Origin of the sequence: Chryseobacterium arachidis, from assembly GCF_900129245.1 — a bacterium.
Taxonomy (GTDB): Bacteria; Bacteroidota; Bacteroidia; order Flavobacteriales; family Weeksellaceae; genus Chryseobacterium; species Chryseobacterium arachidis.
In genome coordinates, this window is sequence record NZ_FQUT01000009.1 from 109,580 (window position 1) to 135,095 (window position 25,516).

At 35.5% G+C, this 25,516-nt stretch carries 24 protein-coding genes; 16 read left to right on the top strand and 8 right to left on the bottom strand.

Features of this window, described 5'->3' with window-relative positions; all coding sequences use genetic code 11:
- Positions 1-47: 47 nt before the first annotated feature.
- Entirely contained in the window at positions 48-248 is a 201-nt protein-coding gene (locus tag BUA89_RS15495) for a hypothetical protein (RefSeq protein WP_072960030.1), read from the top strand.
- Between the two features lie 65 nt (positions 249-313).
- On the opposite strand, the gene BUA89_RS15500 is transcribed toward BUA89_RS15495, so the two are convergent.
- The 3 genes from BUA89_RS15500 to ccsA form a co-directional block, all read right to left on the bottom strand.
- Positions 314-505: a type II toxin-antitoxin system antitoxin gene (locus tag BUA89_RS15500; RefSeq protein ID WP_072960034.1), complete on the bottom strand. Its 192-nt coding sequence runs from the start codon at positions 503-505 to the stop codon at positions 314-316.
- Positions 506-805: 300 nt separating this feature from the next.
- Positions 806-1,675, bottom strand: a complete 870-nt coding sequence (locus BUA89_RS15505) for an SPFH domain-containing protein (RefSeq protein ID WP_072960037.1) — start codon at positions 1,673-1,675, stop codon at positions 806-808.
- Positions 1,676-2,125: 450 nt separating this feature from the next.
- Positions 2,126-5,371, bottom strand: a complete 3,246-nt coding sequence (gene ccsA, locus BUA89_RS15515) for a cytochrome c biogenesis protein (protein ID WP_072960043.1) — start codon at positions 5,369-5,371, stop codon at positions 2,126-2,128.
- A 424-nt stretch (positions 5,372-5,795) separates the two neighbouring features.
- Between ccsA and BUA89_RS15520 the strand changes: the two genes are divergently transcribed.
- The 5 genes from BUA89_RS15520 (at position 5,796) to BUA89_RS15540 (ending at position 12,304) form a co-directional block, all read left to right on the top strand.
- Positions 5,796-8,387, top strand: coding sequence for an FtsK/SpoIIIE family DNA translocase (locus BUA89_RS15520; RefSeq protein WP_072960046.1), 2,592 nt, complete (start codon positions 5,796-5,798; stop codon positions 8,385-8,387).
- A 70-nt stretch (positions 8,388-8,457) separates the two neighbouring features.
- Positions 8,458-9,105 carry an outer membrane lipoprotein periplasmic chaperone LolA1 gene (locus tag BUA89_RS15525; protein ID WP_072960049.1) on the top strand — a complete coding sequence of 216 codons (648 nt, stop codon included), beginning with the start codon at positions 8,458-8,460 and terminating at the stop codon, positions 9,103-9,105.
- Between the two features lie 89 nt (positions 9,106-9,194).
- The gene (locus tag BUA89_RS15530) at positions 9,195-10,655 is read left to right on the top strand and encodes an LptF/LptG family permease (protein WP_072960053.1); all 1,461 of its coding nucleotides are present in this window, start codon (positions 9,195-9,197) and stop codon (positions 10,653-10,655) included.
- Positions 10,656-10,787: 132 nt separating this feature from the next.
- Positions 10,788-11,576, top strand: a complete 789-nt coding sequence (locus BUA89_RS15535; protein ID WP_072960056.1) for a hypothetical protein — start codon at positions 10,788-10,790, stop codon at positions 11,574-11,576.
- 98 nt (positions 11,577-11,674) lie between these two features.
- Entirely contained in the window at positions 11,675-12,304 is a 630-nt protein-coding gene (locus BUA89_RS15540; protein ID WP_072960060.1) for a hypothetical protein, read from the top strand.
- A gap of 56 nt (positions 12,305-12,360) precedes the next feature.
- Here BUA89_RS15540 and frr read toward each other — a convergent pair whose 3' ends face one another.
- On the bottom strand, positions 12,361-12,915 hold the full coding sequence (gene frr, locus BUA89_RS15545; RefSeq protein WP_072960063.1) for a ribosome recycling factor: 555 nt from the start codon (positions 12,913-12,915) through the stop codon (positions 12,361-12,363).
- 122 nt (positions 12,916-13,037) lie between these two features.
- Positions 13,038-13,745 (bottom strand): UMP kinase, encoded by a 708-nt coding sequence (pyrH, locus tag BUA89_RS15550; protein WP_072960066.1) that lies wholly within the window; start codon positions 13,743-13,745, stop codon positions 13,038-13,040.
- A gap of 500 nt (positions 13,746-14,245) precedes the next feature.
- Between pyrH and porQ the strand changes: the two genes are divergently transcribed.
- The 5 genes from porQ (at position 14,246) to BUA89_RS15575 (ending at position 17,343) form a co-directional block, all read left to right on the top strand.
- Positions 14,246-15,238: a type IX secretion system protein PorQ gene (gene porQ / locus BUA89_RS15555; RefSeq protein ID WP_072960068.1), complete on the top strand. Its 993-nt coding sequence runs from the start codon at positions 14,246-14,248 to the stop codon at positions 15,236-15,238.
- Between the two features lie 95 nt (positions 15,239-15,333).
- Positions 15,334-16,008: a (d)CMP kinase gene (gene cmk, locus BUA89_RS15560; protein ID WP_072960070.1), complete on the top strand. Its 675-nt coding sequence runs from the start codon at positions 15,334-15,336 to the stop codon at positions 16,006-16,008.
- Positions 16,009-16,104: 96 nt separating this feature from the next.
- On the top strand, positions 16,105-16,449 hold the full coding sequence (locus tag BUA89_RS15565; RefSeq protein ID WP_072960072.1) for a YtxH domain-containing protein: 345 nt from the start codon (positions 16,105-16,107) through the stop codon (positions 16,447-16,449).
- 84 nt (positions 16,450-16,533) lie between these two features.
- Positions 16,534-16,842: a phage holin family protein gene (locus BUA89_RS15570; RefSeq protein ID WP_072960075.1), complete on the top strand. Its 309-nt coding sequence runs from the start codon at positions 16,534-16,536 to the stop codon at positions 16,840-16,842.
- Between the two features lie 3 nt (positions 16,843-16,845).
- On the top strand, positions 16,846-17,343 hold the full coding sequence (locus BUA89_RS15575; RefSeq protein ID WP_072960077.1) for a phosphoribosyl-ATP pyrophosphatase: 498 nt from the start codon (positions 16,846-16,848) through the stop codon (positions 17,341-17,343).
- Positions 17,344-17,413: 70 nt separating this feature from the next.
- On the opposite strand, the gene BUA89_RS15580 is transcribed toward BUA89_RS15575, so the two are convergent.
- On the bottom strand, positions 17,414-18,139 hold the full coding sequence (locus BUA89_RS15580; protein ID WP_072960079.1) for a TrmH family RNA methyltransferase: 726 nt from the start codon (positions 18,137-18,139) through the stop codon (positions 17,414-17,416).
- Between BUA89_RS15580 and tamL the strand changes: the two genes are divergently transcribed.
- Positions 18,125-20,722, top strand: a complete 2,598-nt coding sequence (gene tamL / locus BUA89_RS15585; RefSeq protein WP_072960083.1) for a translocation and assembly module lipoprotein TamL — start codon at positions 18,125-18,127, stop codon at positions 20,720-20,722. The two genes, BUA89_RS15580 and tamL, sit on opposite strands and share 15 nt — an antisense overlap.
- Here tamL and BUA89_RS15590 read toward each other — a convergent pair.
- Together BUA89_RS15590 and BUA89_RS15595 are read right to left on the bottom strand one after the other, a co-directional pair.
- Positions 20,719-21,336, bottom strand: coding sequence for a SanA/YdcF family protein (locus BUA89_RS15590; protein ID WP_083531694.1), 618 nt, complete (start codon positions 21,334-21,336; stop codon positions 20,719-20,721). The genes tamL and BUA89_RS15590 overlap by 4 nt on opposite strands.
- Positions 21,333-22,457 carry a ferredoxin--NADP reductase gene (locus BUA89_RS15595; protein WP_072960086.1) on the bottom strand — a complete coding sequence of 375 codons (1,125 nt, stop codon included), beginning with the start codon at positions 22,455-22,457 and terminating at the stop codon, positions 21,333-21,335. Before BUA89_RS15595 ends, BUA89_RS15590 begins: the two co-directional genes overlap by 4 nt.
- Before the next feature lie 110 nt (positions 22,458-22,567).
- Between BUA89_RS15595 and BUA89_RS15600 the strand changes: the two genes are divergently transcribed.
- The 4 genes from BUA89_RS15600 to BUA89_RS15615 all read left to right on the top strand — a co-directional run bounded on the left by BUA89_RS15600 (position 22,568) and on the right by BUA89_RS15615 (position 25,407).
- Positions 22,568-23,116, top strand: coding sequence for a TlpA family protein disulfide reductase (locus tag BUA89_RS15600; protein WP_072960088.1), 549 nt, complete (start codon positions 22,568-22,570; stop codon positions 23,114-23,116).
- A 16-nt stretch (positions 23,117-23,132) separates the two neighbouring features.
- Complete coding sequence (locus BUA89_RS15605) at positions 23,133-24,104, top strand: FecCD family ABC transporter permease (RefSeq protein ID WP_072960091.1); 972 nt, start codon at positions 23,133-23,135, stop codon at positions 24,102-24,104.
- Positions 24,105-24,194: 90 nt separating this feature from the next.
- The gene (locus BUA89_RS15610; protein WP_072960094.1) at positions 24,195-24,482 is read left to right on the top strand and encodes a hypothetical protein; all 288 of its coding nucleotides are present in this window, start codon (positions 24,195-24,197) and stop codon (positions 24,480-24,482) included.
- Between the two features lies 1 nt (position 24,483).
- A complete protein-coding gene (locus BUA89_RS15615; RefSeq protein ID WP_072960096.1) occupies positions 24,484-25,407 on the top strand; it encodes an ABC transporter ATP-binding protein in 924 nt (307 codons plus the stop codon).
- Positions 25,408-25,516: the final 109 nt, after the last annotated feature.

The window sequence follows — 25,516 nt, forward strand, 5'->3', positions numbered from 1 at the left end:
ATTATAAACATGTTTATCTTTGCATAGTAATCATTTGAATTTCAGAAATGGAAAATAATAAAATGTTAAACGAACCGGCGGTGGAAGAAAAGAAAACATCCAGATGGAAAAAGCTGGTGAAGAAATTCGGGATTGGCGGGATTATCTTCTTTACGGTGAAAGGCATTATTTCATCCACTCTTATTTATTTTCTGGGAAAAAATGCGTGGACAGTGGTTGCTAATTATTTCTCTACAATATTTGATTAATTTAATTGATATATGGAACTAAAAAAAGCAGAGAAATTTTCTCTGCTTTTTCTTTTAATTAAAATTTATTGTTCTTTCTTTTTCCTTCCAGAATTCATTAAACTTTGATGAAGCAAATATTCAATCTGCCCATTTACACTTCGGAATTCATCATTCGCCCATTTTTCCAGAAGCTTATATGTAGACTCATCTATCCTCAGGACAAAAGATTTTTTGCCTTTGTTTTCGGAAGAGTTTTGAGCTTTTTCTGATTTCATTTTTTCTATTTTTCTTCTGCTTAATTTGTTTTTTTAACGCAAAGGACGCAAAGATTTTATTTAAATTATTGTGAATATTTTTCGTTCGCAAAGGCGTTTCACTCAGCAAAGATATCACGTCATACTTGTCATTCAGAACGAAACGCAGTGGAGTGAAGAATCTCTTTAAATATTTAAGAAAATCTTCGGATCCGCTCAAACTGACAACTTTAATACCATTTGATTCTCTCTCTAAAACTATTTAAAGGTTAATAAGAAACAGCAAACTTTGCGAAAAATATTAATCATTAAATCTTCATTTTAATTATAAAGCGTTCCTGCATTCAAAATCGGGGTTGCTGCTTTTTCACCGCAAAGAACTACCATTAGATTACTCACCATTGCTGCTTTTCTTTCATCATCCAGTTCGACAATATTATCTTCTGAAAGCTTTTTCAAGGCTAGATCTACCATTCCTACTGCCCCTTCCACAATCTTTGTTCGTGCCGCTACAATAGCTGTTGCCTGCTGTCTCTGAAGCATTGCACCAGCAATTTCAGATGCATACGCCAAATGTGAGATTCTCGCTTCCTGAATAATAATTCCTGCTTTTGAAAGCCGGTCCGTAAGCTCCTGCTCCAGAATAGAATTAATTTTATCCCCTCCTTCTCTTAAAGTAATCGGCGCGTGGTCGTCTTCCAGATTGTCGTAAGGGAAACTCATCGCCAAATGGCGAACTGCAGCCTCACTCTGCATCTTTACAAAATCTGCATATCTTTCAACATCAAAAGCTGCTTTATAAGTATCTCCTACTTTCCAGACCATTACGACTGCAATTTCTATGGGGTTCCCCATTTTATCATTTACTTTCAAAGTCTGCCCCTGAAGGTTTTCTGAACGCAGCGACATTTTCTGGGAAGAATATAAAGGATTAATAAAAAATAATCCATTGTCTTTTACAGTTCCCACATATTTCCCGAAGAAATTAAGCACTCTGGAATGATTCGGCTGAATGATCATCAACCCTTTAATAAAGAAGAAAAATGCAATAAAGCAGACTACACCCAGAACAATATTTGTAACATTTTCACTGTCTGCTCCTGTAATAAAAAGATAGACGGATCCCACAAACAAGACTAAACAAATAACTAAAGCCAGATAGCCGGACATTGGTTTTAAAACTTTTTCCATGATATTATTTTAATTTGATATTATTTTAATATCATAAAGATATAGATAAGTTTTGAATGATGAGTTATAATTTTTGAGTTTTTATTAATTGAGATACTTCGATGAGCTCAGCACGACATCTCTAATACTAACTGTTTATTAGTAATTCATTTGTAGCGTTGTTACCCACAGCATTCTTTTTGACTAATTTTTCTTTTGTCTTGAAACAAAAGAAGCAAAAATTCAAGACTTGGAAACTTACACTAAAAAAAGAAACCTGTTCTCTAAAAATTCTAAAACTCGCGCGAAAACTAAATTTGTCTTTTAATTTAACATTTGTCTCCCGCTCAAACAGTAGAATTTTCTTAACGTTCACAGATTTCTTTTTCTTAACGCTTCAGTTTCCTAAGTCAAATAAAAAATCCCTGAAATTAATGTTTCAGGGATTCTGTTTATGTATAAAACTTAAATTTATTTTTTGTTTAAAGCTTTAAATTTAACATAAGAAACTGCCGATAAAAGCACCATCGAAGCCAAGCCAATATACACCCAAGCCGGAACCGGAACCGGATCTCCTGCCGCGTACGAGTGAAGTCCGCTTAGGTAATAGTTTACTCCAAAATACGTCATTACCATCGAACAAAATGCAAACATGGTTGCAACATGGAACGCCCACTTGCTTCTTAACCCAGGAACCAATCTCATGTGTAATACGAATGCGTAAACCATGATCGAGATAAAGGCCCAAGTTTCTTTTGGATCCCAGCTCCAGTATCTTCCCCAAGATTCGTTTGCCCAGATTCCTCCTAAGAAGTTTCCTACTGTTAATGCAAATAAGCCTATTGTTAAAGACATTTCAGAAACAATGACCAATTCTTTTAAGGTTGTATCGTGGTGAATCTTATAGGTTTCTTTATTTGAAATAATGTAAAATACCATTGAAATTACCGCAATAATCATCGACAGGGCAAAGAAGCCATAACTTGAGGTAATAATCGCAACGTGAACAATTAACCAATATGATTTCAATACAGGCACAAGCGGTGTAATCTGCGGATCAAGCGCTGAGCCTCCGTGCGCAAATCCCATCATAATTACGGCAACCATAAATCCTGCTGCCGGAATCAATGCATTCGAATTTCTGTATAAGATTAAACCTGCTGTAATACCTACCCATGAAATGAAGATAATTGCTTCGTAACCGTTACTCCAAGGTGCGTGTCCTGAAATATACCATCTTGCAACCAATCCTAAGAAGTGGAAAAAATATCCTACAATTCCTAATACAATGATTCCTTTAATGATTTTATTTAAACTATTTTTAGACCTGAATAATTCAACAAAGCCTAAAATCAACAATAATCCCCCTACAATTGTATAAAAAATCAATAATTTGAAATTGATATTTACCTTGTTCATGAAGACCTCAAGATCAACTTTAGATTTTGAAGGAACAACAGCTTTTCCCCATTTTTGCTGATAATCTGATAGTTTTGATAATTCAACATCTGCTTTTGCCCAGTTTCCTGATTGCTGAGCCTGCAAAACTTCTGCGAAATAAGGTCCCATCACCTGCTGAGATTCCATGTCTGGTTCGAATTTTTGGTCTAACCAAGAATGCCAAGTATGATTCGCATCATTTTTCACAGGAACAATTCTCATAAACTGCCCACTGAAAAATTCATTGAATATCTGTACTCTTTCGTTTACGGCAATAACTTCTTTATCATAATTTGTCTGTTCAGACGGTTTTTTACGGAAAGCCGTGTTGTAATCAGATTCCAGAATATACGTTAAATTTCCGTTTTTATCTGCAGGAAAAAGGTTCATTAATGAGGTATAATCATCATCATTTGCCTTGGTTTTCTTCTTCAGTTCATCGCCTCCTTTAGACCCGATTTTGATCATCGGAACCATTGTCCAGCTTGGTGTATCCGTATTCACTGATAAAAACCACTGATCTGCAGTAAGCGATTTTCCGTCAGTTCCCTTGAACTCGTCTTTTTTATACAGTTTTCTTAAAACGTCCAAAGCCTCGGTGTTGATAGGAACAATTCTTCCTTCAAAATTCTGAACCAATAGATGTCCGAATTTTTCCGCATGCTCTGCACTGATTTTGTTTCTTGCAATAATTTCATCCGCCGAAACCACTTTCATATTACCAAAAGGCCGCGCCCCTTGAGGACGAATTGTTTCAGAATTTGTGGTATGAGCATGCCCGTCACCTTCCACATGAATATGCTCTCTGCTTCCGTCTGTAGTTCCGTGCGTTTCAATTTTCTGTGCATTTAAACCAAGGCTTAAAAGCAATAAAACTACCGCTGCCGCTCTTTTTTTGTTAACATCTTTCAGCATCTTATTCAGTTTCCAGAAGTGCGTTCCTTTCCAGAAGAACATAAAGAACATTCCTCCGAATAGCAATGCATACCCGATATAAGAAATTAAAGTTCCCCAATAATCGTGGTTTACAGAAAGTACGGTTCCCATTCTGTCCGGATCAAAGCTGGATTGGAAAAAACGGTACCCTTTGTGGTTCAAAACGTGGTTCATATAAATTTTAAAAGGAGTCTGTTTTCCTTCGTCAATAATTTTAATATGACTCTCATACGCACTTGGAGATGAACTTCCCGGATATGTTTCCATTACGAAATCATCCAACTTCAGTGAGAAAGGAGTGTTATAAATTTTAGGACCAAATCCTACCATCATGTTCAGACCGTCCATAGTTACCTGCTTATAAGCATTTGGATTACCTTTTTCAACAGAAAGATCAACCAATTGCTTTGTTTTTGGCCCCTGAATTTCAACAGTAAGCACATCGGGAACATTCTGATCTTTCTTTCTGTCTCCCTCAATTGCAAGCAGTTTACCTTTCTTAAGACCTTCGGGAACAACCAATTTCAGTTCATTAATGGTATATAAACTTCTTAATACCAAAGGCTGAAACTGATCTTTCACTGTATTACCGGTAGCCTGTGTTGCCATCGTCATATACGCTGCATCCACAGGTGTTTTGATGAATAACTGCCCGCCTTCTTTTTTGAATTCAACTGCACCTTCTATCGCTCTGTTGAATGTTACCAAAGTTCCGTTGATCGATTTTGTTTCCCCGGGTTTAATGAAAATATTCTGTCTTCCTGTATTTCCTGTAGACACCAAATGCAAATATTCAGCACCGCTAGGATCAGCTATAAGACTGTCTTTTTTTCTCTGAACATAATCTTTGGCTATTACTTTCACCTGCTTTCCGTGGAAATCATAGGTAGCCTCCAAATCTTTGTGTAATGGTGACATCAGGTAAGGAATATCCTGATAATTAAGAACATCACCCTTCTCCTCGATCTGGATTTTAAGGAAATTTTTATCGGTTACGATTTCGTTAGACGTTTCCCCTTCTCTGATGTGCATTGTACCTTCAAAACTGATGTATCGTGTGATGGCACCTCCGATAAAAATCAATATAAAGGCAAGGTGAAACACCAAAACCGGCCATTTTTCTCTTTTCCAAAGTCTGTATCTTCCGATATTTCCGATGAAATTAAGAATGAGCAGCAACATAATTAATTCAAACCATTTTGCTTCATAAATTAACGCTTTGGCTGTTGGAGTTCCGTAGTCGTTTTCTAAGAACGTTGCATAAGCCATTGCAAATGCGTACACCAGTAACAATACAGCCATTGTCCTGGTCGAGATTAAAATATCCTGGAGCTTCTTCATGATTTATATACTTGACATGCAAAAATAAGGATGATAAACTACAAAGAAGCCAAAAAAAACTGTTATTTATCACTTTCAAGCCTTACGGCGCTATTTTTAACCATTCTTAATAACACCAAATTCATTGAGGAAAATTCAATATTTAACAACCAATACACATAGATACAAATAAGCTATAATAGTGATCGAATTTGTCTATGTCTCAATATTTTAATCTATGGCTTAAAAGAACTCACCCATAATATTTGATAAAACTTTATGATATTTTTTAATGAAACTTTGTTTTATTTTGAATATTTTTAGTGTTTAAAAACCTTTCAAAAGCCAATAATTCCGATTAACAAACGATAATAAATAAAAGTTCTTTTAAGCAAAAAAGCATTTGTTTAATCTTTAAAAACACTAAATTTGCCTTCACTATATTATGGACAAAAAGACACAAAACAAACCAGCGGAAACGCCTGATAAGGGCAAAATATTATCAAAGCCACGTATATTTTTCGGGCTTACCTTCATTCTTTTTTCTGTTGTTCTCAGCTTTTCATTCATTTCCTATTTAATGAACTGGAAGGCAGATCAGAGCCAGGCAGGAACCATGCTTGATAAAAGTGTTAAATCTTCAAACCTTTTTGGTAAACTCGGAGACTGGCTTGGCAATATTTTTATTTTCGAAAGTGTAGGCGTTGCTTCCTTCATCATTGCATTCCTTTTCCTTGTTTTTGGGACGGTGATTCTTAAAAAAAGAACTTTTAAACCCTGGAAAACAGTTGGCCATTCCCTGTTTTTCATCTGCTGGCTGCCTATTTTCTTTGCGGCGGCAGTTACCAATACGCAAGGCGGTGTCTTAAGTGGTGTATACGGCTACCAGATTATGGATTCGCTAAACTCAATGATAGGAAGCTTTGGTCTTTGGCTGGTTTTGGCGGCAAGCATCCTTTTATATTTCATTTTAGAGTTCAATCTTCGTCCAAGCTCCATAAAATCTAAGCTTCAGGACATCAATGAAAATACCATCGGAAAAGTAAAATCGATGATGCCAAGTTCTGATGAAAATTTTGAGGCAGATGAAGAATTGCTGGAAGAAATTGAAACGCCAGAAGAACACAATGAGGTCCCTGTAAAAGTAACCGTGACAGAAGTGGTAGAAAAACCCCAGGTAAAGGTTACAGAGCCGGAGCCAATTTCAGTACCGAAAGGATTTCCCGAAGTTCAGGTTTCTTCAAATATAAATACGATTACCACACCTAATCAGACTTCATTTAACGATGATAAAGAAGATGATTTCTCACCATCGGTTAATCTCACACTAAATACAAAACCTTCCATTCCTGTTTCAACACCGGAACAGGCTTTTGATATGACTCCTACCCCTTCTATTCCAACACCTGTTGTGAGCCCTGCAACTTCGGCACAGGAAAATATCAAATTCAATGTAGAAGTAGCTCCGGTGATTGATATTTTGGACGATACAGAGAAACAATCTCAGGAACTGGTAGACAAACATGGTCTTTACGATCATAAATTGGATCTGGCTAAATTCCAGATGCCCCCCGTTGAGCTTTTAAAAGATTATGGAAACGAGGAAATCTCAATCAACAAGGAAGAATTAGAAGAAAATAAAAATAAAATTGTCGGATTGCTGAAAAACTTTAATGTCGGAATTTCTGAAATTAAAGCGACCATTGGCCCGACGGTAACTTTGTACGAAATCGTTCCGGAAGCAGGAATCAGGGTGGCAGCCATCAAGAAACTTCAGGATGATATTGCGCTGAATTTGTCGGCCTTAGGAATCAGAATTATAGCCCCAATGCCTGGAAAAGGAACGATCGGGATTGAAGTTCCGAGAAAAAATCCCACGATGGTTTCTATGCGTTCGGTAATTGCTTCCCAAAAATTCCAGAATACGGATATGGATCTTCCGGTTGTTTTCGGAAAGACAATTTCGAATGAAATCTTCATGGCAGATTTATCCAAAATGCCTCACTTGCTAATGGCCGGTGCAACAGGTCAGGGTAAATCCGTTGGTATTAATGCAATTTTAACATCTCTACTTTACAAAAAGCATCCGAGTGAATTGAAATTTGTGATGGTGGATCCTAAAAAAGTGGAACTTTCTTTATATTCAAAAATTGAAAGACATTATCTTGCGAAACTTCCGGATGCGGAAGAAGCAATCATTACAGATACAAATAAAGTAATCAATACGCTGAATTCGCTTTGTATCGAAATGGATACCAGATATGATCTACTTAAAAATGCTTTCTGTAAAAACTTAAAGGAATACAACAAAAAATTCGCAGAAAGAAAATTAAACCCTGAAAACGGTCACCGTTATTTGCCATACATCGTTTTGGTAGTGGATGAGTTTGCAGATTTGATTATGACAGCCGGAAAAGAAGTTGAATTGCCAATTGCCAGATTAGCACAGCTTGCCAGAGCAGTCGGAATCCACTTGATTGTTGCAACGCAAAGACCTTCTGTAAACGTAATCACGGGTATGATTAAGGCTAACTTCCCGGCGAGAGCTGCATTCAGAGTAATTTCAAGTGTGGATTCACGAACGATTCTGGATTCTCCGGGTGCAGATCAACTGATTGGTAAAGGAGACATGCTTTATTTTAACGGAAATGAAATTTTAAGACTTCAGTGTGCGTTTGTTGATACTCCGGAAGTGGAAAGACTGGCAGAATTTATTGGTGAGCAAAAAGGATACGCTTCTGCATTTATTCTTCCCGAATACGTTTCTGAAGATTCCACAAGCACAGTCGGAGCTTTTGACCCTAACGAAAAAGATGCTTTGTTTGAAGATGCAGCGAGAATTATTGTTTCCACACAGCAAGGTTCAACATCAATGCTTCAGAGACAATTAAAGCTGGGGTATAACAGAGCCGGAAGAATTATGGATCAGTTGGAAGCCAGCGGAATTGTGGGAGGATTTAACGGAGCTAAAGCCCGAGAGGTTCTCATCAGTGATCTTCATTCTTTGGAACAGTTTTTGGAAGATCTGCGCAGTTAAGGATTAAAGGAACAATAAAGTTTAACCTTTACCATTAAAGAAAGTCTAAAGATTAAAGATTTAAATAAAAATGAAAAATATTATTTCAAAGATTGTAATCAGCAGTTTGGTAGTTGGGGCAGTAGGATTTACAAATGCTCAGAAAATTGATGCAAAAGCAAAAAAAATATTAGACGAGATCACGGCAAACTATAACTCGAAAAAGAATTCTTATTTCAAGTTCTCTTTTGGAAGCGGCCCCAACGGACAGGTTGACAAAACAGAACCGGGAATTTATTATGCAGCCGGAGATAAATATAAACTGAAGATCATGGAAACAGAACAGATCTTCGACGGAAACAAAATCTACAATATCAATACGGAAGATATGGAGGTTACAGTGGCAAAACCCAATGGAAGCAGCTCTATGTTCTCCCCTATCAACTACCTTTCTACCTACAGAAATGATTATAATGTAACATATGCCGGTAAGAAAAGTGTGAACGGTGTCAATGCAGATTTCATTAAACTGACTCCTGTAAAATCCAACGGAATAAAATACGTTTATCTTTTCGTAGATAGTGCAAAAAAACAGATGGTAAAACTAGAACAGCATGGAAACAATAAAGATGTTGCCGTAATTGCCATTAAAGAATACAAAGAGAATCAGGATCTGGATCCGGGAATGTTTGTATTTGATAAGAATAAATTTAAAAACTACCTGATTACGGAACTGTAAGAATCCCTCTCAGTAACAATAATTATAAAATTTCATAAAATATAAGAGCTGCAAAGAAAACTTTGTGGCTTTTTGATTAATTTTGGCGAATGTTAAAAATACTAGACCGATATATCATAAAAACCTTCTTTGGACCGTTTTTCTTTATATTCAGCGTATTGTTTTTCATCTTTATCGTAAACATTATCTGGGTTCAGCTGGGGCAGTTTATGGGAAAGGGATTAAGCACGTGGCAAATCGTAAAATTACTTTTCTATCTGGGAGTTAGCGTTATCAGCATGGTTTTACCGCTTACGATTCTTTTGGCGAGCATCATGTCTTTTGGAGAATTTGGAGAACGGTACGAGCTTGCCGCCATGAAAGCTGCAGGAATTTCTTTAACCAGAGTGATGGTTCCGCTGTTGGGAGTTAGCACTATTATGGCTATTCTACTCTACTTCTTTTCCAATAATATTATCCCGGATTTTCAGAGGAAGGCCAAGAATATGCTTTTCAATATTGCCCAGACAAAACCGGCTCTGAATTTTACACCGGGGCAATTTATCGATCAGATTCCTGGAAATATGGTGAAGTTTGATAAAATTTACGGAGAAAATGCAGAAAATATTGAAGGGGTTTTCGTGCATAAAAAAGCAACAAGCTACGACAATCAGCAAACTATTATTGCTAAAAAAGGTAAATTTGAACCAGCTGCCAATAAAAATTATCTAAAGCTTGTTCTTTATGATGGATATGTTTATGAAGATAATTTCGCAGGGAAAGGAGAAAATGTCCGTTTAAAACAGCCGGATCAGGCTATTAAATTCGATTCCCTGACTTCACATTTCGACATCAGCGAAATCATTGATAAAGCTATTGAAGAGGAAAAAATTACAGATGATTATCGTTTTCAAACCTTCTCTGAGCTTAATAAAACAATCGATAAAACTAAAAGTGATAACGAAAGACTCTTTGGTACTATCGGTGCAGATGTATTAAGCCAGACCAATTCTGTGGTGGGATACATGGACACTACCCAAAATAAAGCCAAAGCAAAACCTAAACAACAGATAAAACTTGATACGGTAAAAGGGACTAAAAAATTAGACATCATTAATAATGCCTATGAAAGACTGAACAACCTGAAAAACACTTTGGAATCTAAAAAAACGGAGATTGATCCGGGGGTAAAATATTATAGCAAGGTGGTAATTTATCAGCAGAGAATCCTTACCTATTCTTTCACCTGTATTATTTTCTTTTTGATTGGAGCTAGTTTGGGATCAATTATCAGAAAAGGAGGAATGGGGCTTCCGGTAATTATTGCGATTGTCATTTTTATCATCTTTTACGTAATTAATGTAAGTGTTGAAAATATGTCATGGGCAGGAAAACTAAATCCTTATCTGGCTGCCTGGATTCCGAATATCATTTTGTTCCCGTTTGGAGTATGGATGACTTCCAAAGCGCTTACAGATTCACAGTTGTTTGATGCAGAAAAATACAAAGCATTTTTTAAACCTGTTATCCAACTGTTCGTTAAGAATAAGGAACATCAAAGATATCAATAGTTTAAACTCAATACAATTATATAAAGATTCGGAAAATATCCGGATCTTTTTTGTAGTGATATGTTAAAGTTTTGATTTCCGATTTAGTTTAACGATAAAAAATTATCTTTGCCAACATATAAATAAATTGATATGAAAAAATTATTACTTATTGGCTTTTTAAGCTTTGTTTCGTTGAATGTCCATGCTCAGGACGACAATACTGAATACGAGATGAGAGTTGGCGAAAAAACTGGCTATATCATAGACAAAAGCGGAAAGAAGATCGAAGGCATTGTAAGATTGGCGGGTGACGAAATGAATCCGTGGACCAATCAGAAAAAAGTAAAATTCATTGCGTCTTCGGATATCGACAGCTCTAAGAAAAAACAGAAATTCAAAACTTTTGATGCAGATGATCTGAAGGGTTATATGGCGAATGACAATGGTGCAGAAAGACATTTCGAATCCATAAAATACACCAATACCAAAGAAGCATACAACACTCAAAACGGAGGAATTAGCGGTGGATTAAAAGCATTTAACAACCTTACAAAAAGCAATCAGTTTGCTGAATTGGTTGCGGACGGCAAAATTAAAGTATACAAAGTATACGGTTATCCTACTACTTTCTCGGCAGGAAGCCAGATTGCTGTTGCAGATGCAGAAAATAAAAGAATGAGAGAAAATCCTTCTTATGTGTATTCTAAAAAAGGAGGAAAACCTGAAGAACTGACTTCTGCAAAAGCTAAAGTTATCGTAGCAGATTGCCCCGTTGTAAAAAGCAAAGTAACAAAAGGGGAATACGGTTCTTTAAAAAATGATACAAAACAAAGATCAGGCTTAGGAAAATTCATCAGAAATGAAATCGATAATGCGATGTCTGATAATCTTTCTATCGTCAATGAGGTGATCTACGATTATAACGAAAATTGTAAGTAATTAACTATCACATATAAAGGAAGCAGTTTCAAATTGAGACTGCTTTTTTATTTCAATACCAACAGTTTTTTGTATTATTGGACTACCAAATTTTAATTATGAAAATTTTACTTACAACACTTTGTCTTGCATTGGTTGTTTCTTGTAAAAAAGAAGACAATAAAACCCAAAGTGAACTACCTACAGACAGTTTAACATCTAAAAACGCTTCCGTTTCATCGGAGAAAATTCCGCAAAACGTCGACGAAATTAAAAAAGAATTTGCTATTCTTAATGATAAATTATTGTCAAAAAAATTAGATTCAACAGGGTATGATTACAGCTGTGAAGAGATAGAAGGCAATGTACATTTCTACTATGAAAGTCAACAATTGAAAATGGTAAAACATTTCTTTGCAGACAGTCACTTTTCTTCGGTAACAAAATATTATGTAAAAAACGATAAAGTATTTTTTATTTTTAAGGATGATACGCTATGGCAATTTGACGGCGGAACTCCGGAAAAGCCGATTACGAAAGACAGCATCAATCAGCAGAGAATTTACCTTCAAAACGGAAATCCTATCCAATGTCTGGAGAAAAACTTTACGATAAGATCTGTCGGTAAAAATACGGATCCTGAAACCATTCCGAACAAACAGGGAAAATGCGATGTGAAAGAATTAATGACAGCTTATCAGACAATTCTCAAGAATAAAGATAAGAAAGACAAAGTATTATGTCTGTAAAAAACAAAAAGCGGCTTCGAAGGGAAACCGCTTTTTTTATTTTCAAAAACTGAAAATTATACCTTCATAATTTCAGCATCTTTTACTTTAAGATGATCATCACAAGCTTTTACATATTTATCTGTAAGCTCCTGAATATCGGCCTCTATTCCTTTTACAAGGTCTTCAGAAACACCGTCAAGCTTTTTAAGCTCTTTCAAGCCGTTCTGTCTTGCATTTCTTACAACGATTTTCGTATCCTCAGTTTCTGCCTTAGCCTGTTTTGCCAGTTCTCTTCTTCTTTCCTCCGTTAAAGGCGGTACATTAAGGATAATATTTTCCCCATTGTTTGAAGGTGCAAAACCTAAATTAGAATTAATAATAGCCTTTTCAATAGCGTTGATCGCTGTTCTGTCCCAAGGTTGAATAGAGATTGTCATCGCATCCGGTATAGAAACGTTAGCAACCTGATTAAGAGGAGTCAGAGCCCCGTAATACTCTACCATTACATCCTGAACCATACTTGTAGACGCACGTCCCGCTCTGATTCTTTGAAATGCATGATCCAAGTGCTTAATAGCTGCGTCCATGTCTTGTTTTACAGATTCTACTATAAGATCTAATTCTTCCATTATATAATAAAAATTTGATAAATTACACATTAATTATACGAGTAATAAGTAATTGGTAATGATTAATTTTTGAATATTTTAACTAAAAACTAATTCCCACTATCTTTTACCTGCTACCTAAATTACAAATTTACTAAAGTACCCACATTCTCGCCATCCACAATTTTCTCCAGGTTTCCGTCTTTATTCATATCAAAAACGATGATCGGCAGTTTGTTTTCATGGCTTAAAGTAAATGCCGTCATATCCATTACCTTTAGATTCTTAGCATAAACTTCGTCGAAAGATAGTGAATTATATTTTACTGCATCAGCATTTTTTTCAGGGTCGCTGTCGTAGATACCATCTACTCTTGTTCCTTTTAAAATAACGTCTGCATCGATTTCTATTGCTCTTAATGTTGCCGCAGTATCGGTTGTGAAATAAGGATTTCCTGTTCCCGCTCCGAAAATTACTACGCGCCCTTTTTCAAGGTGTCTTACTGCTCTTCTTTTGATGAAAGGTTCTGCTACTTTGTCCATTTCGATGGCAGACTGAAGTCTTGTTTTCACTCCAGCATCTTCCAAAGCACCTTGCAGAGCCATTCCGTTGATTACCGTTGCCAGCATTCCCATATAATCTCCCTGCACTCTGTCCATTCCTTTTGCAGCCCCAGCAACACCACGGAAAATATTTCCTCCTCCGATTACGATGGCAACTTCACAGCCTTTATCTACAACTTTCTTGATTTCAGCTGCGTATTCCTCCAGCCTTTCCGTATCAATACCATATTGTCTGTTTCCCATTAAGGCTTCACCACTCAGTTTCAGAAGGATTCTTTTATATTTCATCTTTATTTTTAAATAACTTTTTAGTTGATCATTTGTCAAAAATTTGACTTTGCAAATATAATCATTAATAAGGTTGATTTTTCATTATACATTATAAATTTTAAAAGTCCTGTTTTATACCATTAATAAAGGTTTTTGAATTCGATTCAATTTTATTATTCTTGAATCATTTCCATTGTGTTTGTCATCCCGCAGAGATCTTGGCTAGAATCTTTTCATTATTATTTTCTAATATTAAACTTAGTTCCCTGCTAGATGATAAGCATAGCCCAGAAAAGTAAAAATAAATTTAGTCTAAATTTTATAACAGATAAATCCCTGCACCTTAAAACAATATCCGTTAACGAGAAGTTTCGCCTTTGCGAAAAACCAGCAAAACCCTAGATCCACTTAAAATAAACCACAATTTTCACAAAACTTAAATATTTAAATATAAATAATGTGAGAAATATTTTGAAAAGTACGAAAAAGGATTATTTTTGCATTAATAATAAACTGAGTTGAAGAAAATTGTCATTTTTTCATTATTTCTATCAGGAATTGTTTCTTATGCACAAACAGGAACAAACGTTTTTCCGTTTTTAAACCTTCCTGTTTCTGCAAGACAGGCTGCTTTGGGCGGTGATGCAATTTCCATTAGAGATCGTGATGTTTCCTTTGCCATTGCAAACCCGTCTTTATTGAATAAAGATTCTGATAACCAACTTTCTGTAAACGCAACAGCTTACCTTGCGGATTCTAAGTACGGAACCATTGCTTATGCGAAAGACTTTGATAACGGCCACATGGCCACGATCAATGCGCGGTATATGAGCTACGGAGACATTCCTAGGACAGATGACAGCGGTTTCGAGAACGGTACATTTAATGCTTCTGATGTTGCAGTAGGAGCAGGATATGCTTATCAGTTTGAAGAAGATTGGACAATTGGCGGAGGTTTGAATTTTATCACTTCAAAAATCGACACTTATACGTCTTCTGCAATTTCAGGAAACGCAGGAATTACCTATCACAATAAAAAAAACAAAGAAACAGCATCTTTGGTCTTGAGAAATTTCGGTTATCAGTTCAAATCATTCAACGGAACCAGAGAAAACCTTCCCTTTAGAATAGATTTAGGCTACACAAGAATTTTGAAGGTCATTCCTTTGGCAATCACAATTACCGCTCACGATCTTCAGGAATTTGATATTTCATCTCAATATAATGTCAATGGCCAGGAAGTAAATGTAGGAAGAAAAATTGCTGACCATTTTTCTGTGGGTGCAGAATTGTTCCCGGAAAAAGGGTTCAATATCAGATTGGGATATAATGTGAAAAGAGGAAATGAATTGGCAGTTGCGGATCAACGAAATTTTTCCGGTATTTCCGGAGGTTTCGGGATCAAGCTTTCAAGATTCAGAATCGATTATGCTCATGTGAGATACCACAATGCTTCGAATGTCAACCAGATAGGTATTTCCGTAGATCTTACCAGCCACGCAGGATATTAATTTACATTAAAATATTTAGTACAAAATAAAAAGAAACCTTAAGAAAATCCCTTAAGGTTTCTTGATTTTTAAGAAAATTTCTTGAAATTTGCGGTATGAAAAAACCTGTAATAGCGATCGACGGGTACTCGTCTACCGGAAAAAGTTCAATATCTAAAGTCATTGCGGAAAAGCTGGGTCTTATTCATCTGGATACGGGCGCACTTTACAGAGGAGTAACCTGGTTTGCACTTCAGAATTGCCTTGAGGAAAAGGGGACTATTAATTTAGAAGTATTATTCTCCTCTTTCGATCAGATCGAGCTTGAATTTAAAAATGACAATGGAGAACTGATTCTTTTCCTTAACCATATTGATATCTCAAAAGCGATCAGAAGCAATGAGGTTTCGGATAATGTAAGTTTTGTCGCAAAACAAAAGGAAGTGAGAGATTTTCTACTACAGTCGCAGCGTTCCCTGGCAGAAAAAGGTGGCATTATCATGGACGGACGTGACATTGGGACAGTAGTTCTGCCAGATGCGGACTATAAGTTTTTTCTGACAGCAAGCATTGATGAGCGTACCAAAAGACGCTATCACGAACTGCTTTCATTAGGCATAGAAGCAGATGAGCAGCAAGTAAAAGAAAACCTTATAGAACGCGACAGAATAGACAGTGAGCGGGAAATTGCCCCATTGAAACAGGCTGAAGACGCTATAGTAATTGATAATACGAATCTCACAAAGAAGGAAACCATTGAAGAAATTTTATCTCACGTAAAAAAGATTTAACATTTTTTAATAGATGCTGTCCCCCTTTGGTATGTTAATTGTACATTTCAACACAAGTAAAAAGCTAATATTTATTAACTATTAAAAAAAACGAAAATGTCTAAAAAAAACAATACAGCGGGTATTTTGGCAGGACTTCTTGCAGGTGCTGCAGCGGGAGTTATCTTAGGAATGCTTTATGCTCCTGAGGAAGGTAAAGAAACCAGAAAAAAAATAAGAACAAAAGCTAATGATCTGAAGGATCAGGCTAAAAATAAATACGGTGAAGTATCTGAAAAAGTAAAAGACCAATATGACAATATTTCTTCTACTTTTAAAGAAACTGCTAGTAGCGTAGCACACACGGTAAAAGACGGATACGATAAATACAAAGATCAAATCGTTTCTAAAACTGCAGATGTAGTAAAAAATGTAGAATCGGAACTAAATGATCTAAAATAATAAAATAGTTTATTTTTTAGATAAATTATGAAAAGGAACTTTAATAAACGAAAGTTCCTTTTTTTGTAACTTTAAACAAAAACGATGATTGAAACTATTAAAGAATATGCGACGAAGAGGATTGATCTCCTGAAAATTGAAGCGACGGAAAAATCTTCTCTTTCTGCCGGAGTTATAGCCTATCTGGTTGTCTTGTTGGTTGCCTTTGGTTTTTTCATTATTCTGTTCAATTTTGGAATCGCCTTTCTCATCGGAAGAGCATTAGGTGATCATTCCTACGGATTTCTGATTGTTGCGGCATTTTATCTTTTAGTCATGATTATTATTATGACATTTAAGAAGAAAATCGTAAATTATGTGGCAGATCAGGTAATAAAATTTTTAAATCATTAAACTATGGGCAGAAAGTATGAAAACTTAGAGGAACTGAGAAGAAAGAAAAAGCTTTTGAAAGATGAAATCGACGGCTTGGAAGATCTTCTTACGTTTAAAAATACTAAAGAAAGCCTGAGTGCATTTACTAACGGTTTAACAGACCAGTACCTGCAGGAAAAGGTAGATGAAGACGGTGATGAAAAAGTTGTCCTGAGAAAAGATGTAATCGCAAAGCAGATTACCTCAGAAATTAAAGATGCTTTTATCAATAAAAATGCAGCAATAGGCATTGCAAGTTCAGCTTTTAAAGGTGATGCAGTTGATACCCTTATCAAATTGGGAGTAACAGCAATTGTAGGAAATTATGCCAGAAAAAATATTAAAAGTTCCAATTGGAAGAAAAAACTGATTGGCGCCGCTATGATTTATCTCGCTCCTATCGCTTTGAAATATGTAAGAAAGAAACTTGAAACCTATCAGAAAAACAAAAGCGTTTCGAGTCTGGAACAGCTTATCTGATGGTTTGAGAGTTTTAGAGTGGATATGTTTTAGGGATCTTAACTCCAAAACTCTCCCACTCTAAAACTCTTTATACTCTGAAAAACTGCCCTAAAATAATCCCCGCTGCCATGGAAACATTCAAGCTTTCCGTAGACTGGGATTTCCCGAATCTTGGGATCATTACACTTTTCTGAAGAAGCTTTTCCGTTTCAGGACGCATTCCGTTTCCTTCATTTCCTAAAATTAAATTCAGTTTTTCGGGTTTTTCGAAACTGTAAATATTTTCACCATCCATATCGGTCCCGATATTTACATTCTCAGATTTCGAAAGATATTCTACCAAATTGGTATACACAATATTCACCCTTGTAAAAGATCCCATACTCGCCATAATCACCTTTGGATTATAGAAGTCTACAGTATCTTCACTGCAAATAATCTGCTCTATCCCGAACCAGTCGGCGAGTCTTATGATGGTTCCTAGATTACCCGGATCCTGAATACCATCCAATACTAACTGTAGATTTTTATCTGCTAATCTTTCTTCCTCATTGATATAGCAAACCGCCACAGAATCTTTAGGATGTTGCAGGAAACTAATTTTTTTCAGCTCATTCTCAGAGATATGAGTCACAGGGGCTTCCGTACGGCCCAGTTTTTGCGGATCGGTAGAAAATATTTCTTTAATTTTAAACTTAGAATCGGGAAGTTCATTGATGATTTTATTACCTTCAACCAAAAACAAATTGTATTTTTGTCTGAACTTCTTTTTATCTAAAGACTGTAAAACTTTTATTGTATGAGCTGTAAGCATTATAAGAATTCTCCTCAAAAGTATTATAAAATTATATCATTTGCAACATTTGTGGGTCTCCTTTATGCTTGTAGTACCACTAAAAAAGTTCCGGACGGCGAATATCTGCTCGTAAAAAACAATTTTGAGTTTGAAGATAAAAAAGCTCCTTTCGACAGCGAACTGAAAGGTTATGTACAGCAAAAGCCCAACAAGAGACAGTTTCTGTTTATGCCTTTAAGTTTGTGGCTCTACAATGCTGCCAATCCGAAATACGATACCCTTCTTAATGAATACATGACATATCCTAATGAATTGAGAGATCAGAAACTGAGAGATTCTTTATTCATTAAGTATAATATGAAGAACAGCGTCGGGAAAAGTTTGTTTTTTGACAGGCTTTATCATAACTGGGGATCTGCACCGGTAATTCTGGATCAGACAAAAACTGAAAAAGGCGCCGAATCTGTTGAAAAAAGATTGACGTATCGTGGGTATTGGGATGCCAAAGTAAAATTCAAACATGAACTGGATTCTGCGGCTAAGAAAGCTGCAGTCACTTACTTTATTACCCATAATGATCCCACTTATATTAAAGATTATTATTACAATATTACAGATCCCAATATAAAAAGTATTTATCAGCAAAAACTGCAGGAAAGTCTAGTAAGAAAAGGGCAAATCCTTGATCAGACCGTGCTTGAAAAGGAGGTAAGCAGAATCAATGATTTAATGAGGGATTATGGGTATTACAGATTCAACAGTCTCGGGGACGAGGTTGGTTTTATTGCCGATTCTCTTAAGAGCACTAAAAACGTTCCTTTAACCCTTGAAATACACAGAGATTCTTTGGATAATCCTTATAAAAGATCAACCATTGGAAACATTGATGTTGCCATTGTTGATGAAATAGGTGATTATCCTAAAAATACCAGAAAAGATAGTCTGAGAGGAATCAGGTTTCATAAAACCGACAACAAGTATGATTCCCGTGCAATATGGAGAGCGATTATTGTAGGTCATAAGCAGGTATATGATCAGAAAAAGCTTGATCTTACCAAAAGAAATATTTTGGCTATGAATAATTTCAGCATTCTCAAGTCAAGAGATTCTTTGCGCCATGGTGGTGGAACAAGTCCTAATGACAGTATTGTGGATGTATCTTATGTTTTGAAACCTCTTCCGAAATATGAGTTAAAAGTAGGAACAGACCTTAATTATTCCGAGCTTTTAAATTTCGGGGTTTCGCCTTCCGTAGATCTTACTACAAGAAATGTATTTGGGGGAGCAGAAAACCTTTCCACCAGTTTATCCGGAACTTTCGGACGTATTGTAGATCCTAAAAATATCGACAGCAGAATCTGGGCCTATGAAATCTCTGCCCAGGCATCGTTGAACTTCCCTCGATTATTGCTGCCGTTTAATTATTATAAATTATTACCCAAAAGATACAGCCCGACCTCCTCGATTGTTTTGGGAGCTTCGGTACAGAATAATATTGGATTGGGAAGAGTTAACTTTAATACAGGTTTAAATTATCTGGCAACCGTGAACGATAAGGTTTCTCACAGACTGACATTGTTCAATACACAGCTGAGTTTAACCAAAAATAAAGATGCTTACTACGATTATTTTGTGAATGATGACGCCGTAAGACGTGAAATATTTGATGATTATTTTATTACTCATCCTGATATTTCACAGAAATTTACTTCTGGGCTGCTTTCAATTGATGAGGTATCCCGTCTTATTACTGTAGATTTAGCCTATGCCCAAGATTTAGACCAGCAGGGAGCAGACCGCCTTATTGCATTTGTGGGTACTTTGGTAAATAAAGACAGACAGACACAGGATGTATTGATCTCCTCTATGATTTATAATTTTGTCTATAATGAGATCGGAAAAAAAGATTATCCAAACGCATTTTACTTTAACGGGAAAGTAGAATTGGCAGGAAATATCTTTAGCATCTTTAATCAGAAAAGAAATGATGGAGGAATTATCACCAGTCCGGAAAGAACCATTTTTGGAATTCCTTATGCTCAATTCGTGAAATTCGATTTTGATGTGAGAAAATATTTTAAGTTCGGAAACAATACCTTAGCACTCCGCCAGTTTATCGGACTGGGAATTCCTTACGGAAACTCATCCAACATGCCTGTTATCAGATCTTACTTTAATGGTGGACCCAACGATATCCGTGCATGGGTCGCATTCGGAGGTCTTGGTCCTTCAGATTCTCAGGTCGACGAAAGAGTGCGTGCTTATATGACAAATAATTTAAAATTAACAACAAACGTAGAATTCAGAGTACCTTTTAATGAAATGTATGAAGGAGCTATTTTCACCGATATCGGGAATACCTGGAGTGTGAAAAGTACTAACGATGGTACCGGCGACGAGTTTAAATTCAATAAATTTTTGGGCCAGGTGGGTGTCGGAAGCGGCGTAGGACTTAGGGTAAATGTAGCATATATTACATTAAGACTTGATTTAGCCTATAAAATGTATGATCCTAATAAACCCGAAGGAGACCGTTGGAGAATTAAAGATTTCCAGCCATTCAAACCTACCCTGAATATTGCATTCGGATATCCTTTCTAATCCGGTGAAATACCCAAAGCAAAATATACTACAGCAACGGTTCTGGCTAAAATTTCCCTGAATTGGTTTCTGTAGTAGCTTTCTGGCTTGGTAACATCCTGAGCATCAAACCCAAGAGCATTCATATTATTATTTCTAGCGAAAAGTAGAGCCCTGAGATTATGAAATCCCTGTGAGACAATAATTACATTGTCTTTTTTATACACATCTTTACACCTTAAAATACTTTTATAAGTATTAAAACCTTTTGGATCTTCAATAATGATTTCTTCCGGAACACCTTCCTGATAGATTAAATAATTTCTCATAGCCGCAGGCTCGTCATACCCTTTGCTTTTTTCACCGCTTACAAGGATTTTTCTAATTTTTCCGTGGTGATAAAGCAAAGCCGCTGCATCCATTCTTTTTGTAAAATATGGATTGGATAAACCTGATCTCATTTTAGGAGATGTTCCCAATACCAATGCTACTTCCCGGGGAGGAATTTTTGAAATCTTATTATAGGTTCGGCCGTCTGTTAAGGCAAAAACCCATGCATTGGCAAGACATATCAATAGAACTCCCATTTCTATTGATATGAATATCAGGTTAAATATGTTTTTTATTATTCTCAACTAAGATCAAAGTTAAGCTTTATTTTTTTGCTTTTCGCAATAGACATACAAGCCAAAATATGTCCTTTTTCTTCCTCACTTTCCGTTAAATATTCATTTTCAAGCAATTCCACTTCTCCTTCTTCCAAAATACATTCACAGCTCCCGCAAATTCCGGATTTGCAGGAATACGGAACCTGAAATTTTTGGATAAGCAACTGCTGCAGAATCCGCTCTTCATTGGTCGGAAGTTCCGTTTTGTATTCTTTTCCAAGCATTTTAAATGCCAATTCAACATTTTCAATTAACGGAAATTCTTTTTCTACAGGATAAATATCGTCATTAAATTCTTCAAAAAGCTCAAAATGAATATTTTTCTTAGGAATTCCGTGATGATAACATGCATTGGCAAGGCTTTTAATCATCTCGCCTTTTCCGCAGATCAACACATCATCCACCGCGTCCCATATGGTAGATTCTTCGTCGGTATCGTCCAGATGAAGGATCTGATTGATGATTAAACTCAATTTCTTTTCATCCAGCCTTCCGTAAAAAAAACTGTTGGCTGTTTTTTCCTGTGAATAAAAATAAAATATCTGCAGTCTGTCACCATACGCTCTTGCAAGATTATCCAAAGCATCTCTATAAATCAAATCCTCCGAACTTTTATTTCCGAAAAATAAAAATAGTCTTGTTCGCGGTTCATTGTGAAGAATATTCTTGAAATGACTTAAAATCGGTGTAATTCCAATTCCGGCAGCAAATCCTACGATCGTCCTGAATTCATGGGGTTTTGATATTAAAGTAAATCTTCCGCCAGGTTCGCTTACCAACAATTCGTCACCTACATGATAATTTTTAAATAATTCTGAAGTTGCTCCGTCAGGAGAATTAATTTTTATTCCCAATGCTATTTTTTTCTCATAAGGAGCTGAAGTCATAGAATAATCATTAATAACTTCTTTATCATGAGACTGAAATTTAAGACTGACAAACTGCCCTGCTTCAAACCTGAATTCCTCTTTAAGATTTTCGGGAATTTCAAATTCCAGAGAAAAAGTATTTTTGGTCAGTTCTTCCTTTTTCGCTATTTTTAGCCAGTGAAACTGTGTTAGTTTCCCTTTGTAGATTTGTTGTTCCATACTTCAATTCAAAAATAAATAAAAAATAATTATGAATCGGTATAGGTTCCGTTTTCTTGTGAACAAAACCTTTAAAAAATTCGGTTCAGCTTTGTACAATAATATCTTTTATGAAAAATATAATCCTTTCTGCTATTCTACTGTTTGCTGTTATTGGCTGTCAAAAAAAAGATTCAGAAAAAACTGCTGAAACAGCCGATTCTTTATCCCATACAGAAATGCTTCCTGCCATGAAAAAACTTCCTTTGGTAAGTCCATCAGCTGCTACAGCATTTTTAGGAAAAAAAAATGATACTTTATATGTAACCAATTTCTTTGCAACATGGTGCGGACCTTGCGTAAAGGAAATTCCTCATTTTAAAAATAAAATTGAAGAACTGAAAGGAAAACCTGTAAAAATTACTTTTGTAAGTCTAGATCAGAAAGATATATGGACTACTGAAGTTCCCCGCTTCACTCAGGAACACGGAATTCAGGATTATACCGTTCTTTTGGACGGACAGCTTTTGGATCATAATTTTTTCGCTTCCAATTTTAAAGAATGGGATGGCGGGGCTATTCCGTTTACTTTCATGAGAAAAGGTGATAAAACTGACGAAACCTTAGGGATGATCAGCGAAGAACAGCTTAACGAAAAAATTAATTCTTTTTTAAAATAAACTTCAGACTTCTATAATGTCGAATAAGTTTAAAATCCTGTGTCTCCTATTATTCATCGCAATTATTTTAACAGCGGTTACCAATCTGAACACAGGATTTTTAAGTTTACATTTTCAGGATTTCTTTACAGAATCTTCTAACAGTCAGATTGCAGAAATTCGTGTAAATCGAGTTTTAGTCATGCTGTTGGCTGGAATTTCAATTCCCACATCAGGTTTTTTGATGCAGGAATATTTTCAGAATCCTTTGGCGGGACCCGATATCTTGGGAATTACTTCTGTTGCGAGTTTATCGGTCGCTTTTTACATCTTCTTTTCACATGATTTTCTCATTCCAGAATTTCTTCAAAACAGCTTTTTAAGTTTAGCTGCAATCGGCGGAAGTTTATTATTGATGTTGGTTTTGCTATCCATGTCCAATAAATTTCAGGATAAATCTTATCTGATCATTTTTGGCTTTCTTGTCTCTGCTTTTGCAGGAGCGATAGTCTCACTGCTTCAGTTTTATGCAGAAAATCAAAGCCTGAAAAACTATATTTTGTGGTCTTTCGGAGCGAATAATATGGTTTCACGAAATCAGATTTATGTTTTGTCAATTTTAGTTTTCATTGGATTATTTGCTTGTTTTAAAACAATAAAACCCTTGATCGGAAATTCGCTGGGAACATCTTACGCGCAAAGCTTGGGAGTTAATTTGAATCAGTTAAAAATATTTGTTATTGCAGCTTCTTCCTTGCTTTCAGCTTCTATTACGTCATTTTTAGGACCAATTTTATTTATCGGAATTATTGTCCCGCATTTTTGCAGACTGATTTATAATCCCGCAAAACTTTGGCAGCAATGGATTTTGAATATGTTTTTAGGAATGTTGATCATGCTTTTCTTTTCAGTCATTGCAGAAAAAACACAGATTCCTTTGAATGTAATAAGTTCAGTGTTCGGAATTCCTGTAATTTTAATGATGCTTTTGAGACAGAATAAAGCATAAAATGAATTGTGAATGATTAATTGTTAATTTTAAATATAAAACATCCAATTTTTTATTCCGTAATCTAAGCCGATTTTTAATAGATAAGTAATGGAAATTAGAATAACACAAAAACAATTAATTGTTGCAAATATCATTTTATTTGTGGTAAGTTTTGCGATTCTGGAATATTCAAAACTATTTAGAACGAGCTTAGATAAACATTGGATTTATTTTTACGGTCACAATTGGTGGTTTATGATTGGAATACCTTCAGCATTTTGGGGATCATTAATTTTGGGGATTTACAGCTTATGGAAGGTTAAAAACTACAAATTTTTATATTTTATTTTTAGTCTTGTTCCTCTTATTTTATTTATCACTCTTATTTCTATTTAATATGCACCTACAAATCAACCAAGCAAACATAGGCTACAATAAAACCTTAATTTCAAATACAAATGCCCGTTTGAATTTAGGGGAGGTTTGCTTGTTAATTGGTAACAATGGTGTCGGAAAAACGACTTTAATTAAGTCTATTTTACATCAGATTCCACTTTTAAACGGGGAAATTTCTATTAATAATAAAAACGTTAAACATCTTTCCGTTAAAGAAATTGCTGAACATATTGCTGTCGTTTTTTCAAAGTCTGTTATTCCGCAAAACTATACGGTCGAAGATCTTATTTCACTGGGAAAATATATCTATTATCCTTTTTATTTTGAGCTTAAAAAAGAGGACCGAGACGAAGTTTCACATATTATAGAAGAGTTGGATTTGCTTCAATATAAAAATACCTTGCTTAAAAATCTTTCAGACGGAAATCTTCAAAAAGCCTTTATTGGGCGAGCTTTAACGCAGAACTCCCCTATCATTATTCTTGATGAACCAACGACACATTTAGATGAAAAAAATAAAATTATCATTTTAAAAACGCTTCGGAAATTAGCTCAGGAACAAAATAAATTAATTCTATTTTCTTCTCACGATTGGCGTTTAGCAAAGGAATTTGCAGATAAAATTTGGTATATAAAAGACAATCATTTGTACTCCGGAATTGTGGAGGATGTTTTGCTTCAACATGATGAACTGACGAATGCTTCTTTATTTCAAATCAATGATCAATTTGTAGCGCCAAAGATCATTGCCCCTGATTTTTATAAAGAAATGCTGTATTCTTTGCTTCAAAAAAACTTCCCAAAAGATCTCTCTACCCTAAATTTTGAGTTTCAAAACAACTTTTGGTTAATTTCTAATGATTCTTCAAAACAACAATGTGAATCTTTCGAAGAAATTATTAATTTCGTGAAAACCATTTACTAATAAGCCTTTTTTATTATTAACTCCACATACTATGCATGCATAGTATTATGCTAATCATACAATTTAATTCATTTACTATCAGATTATTAACAAATTTTAACGTTAATAA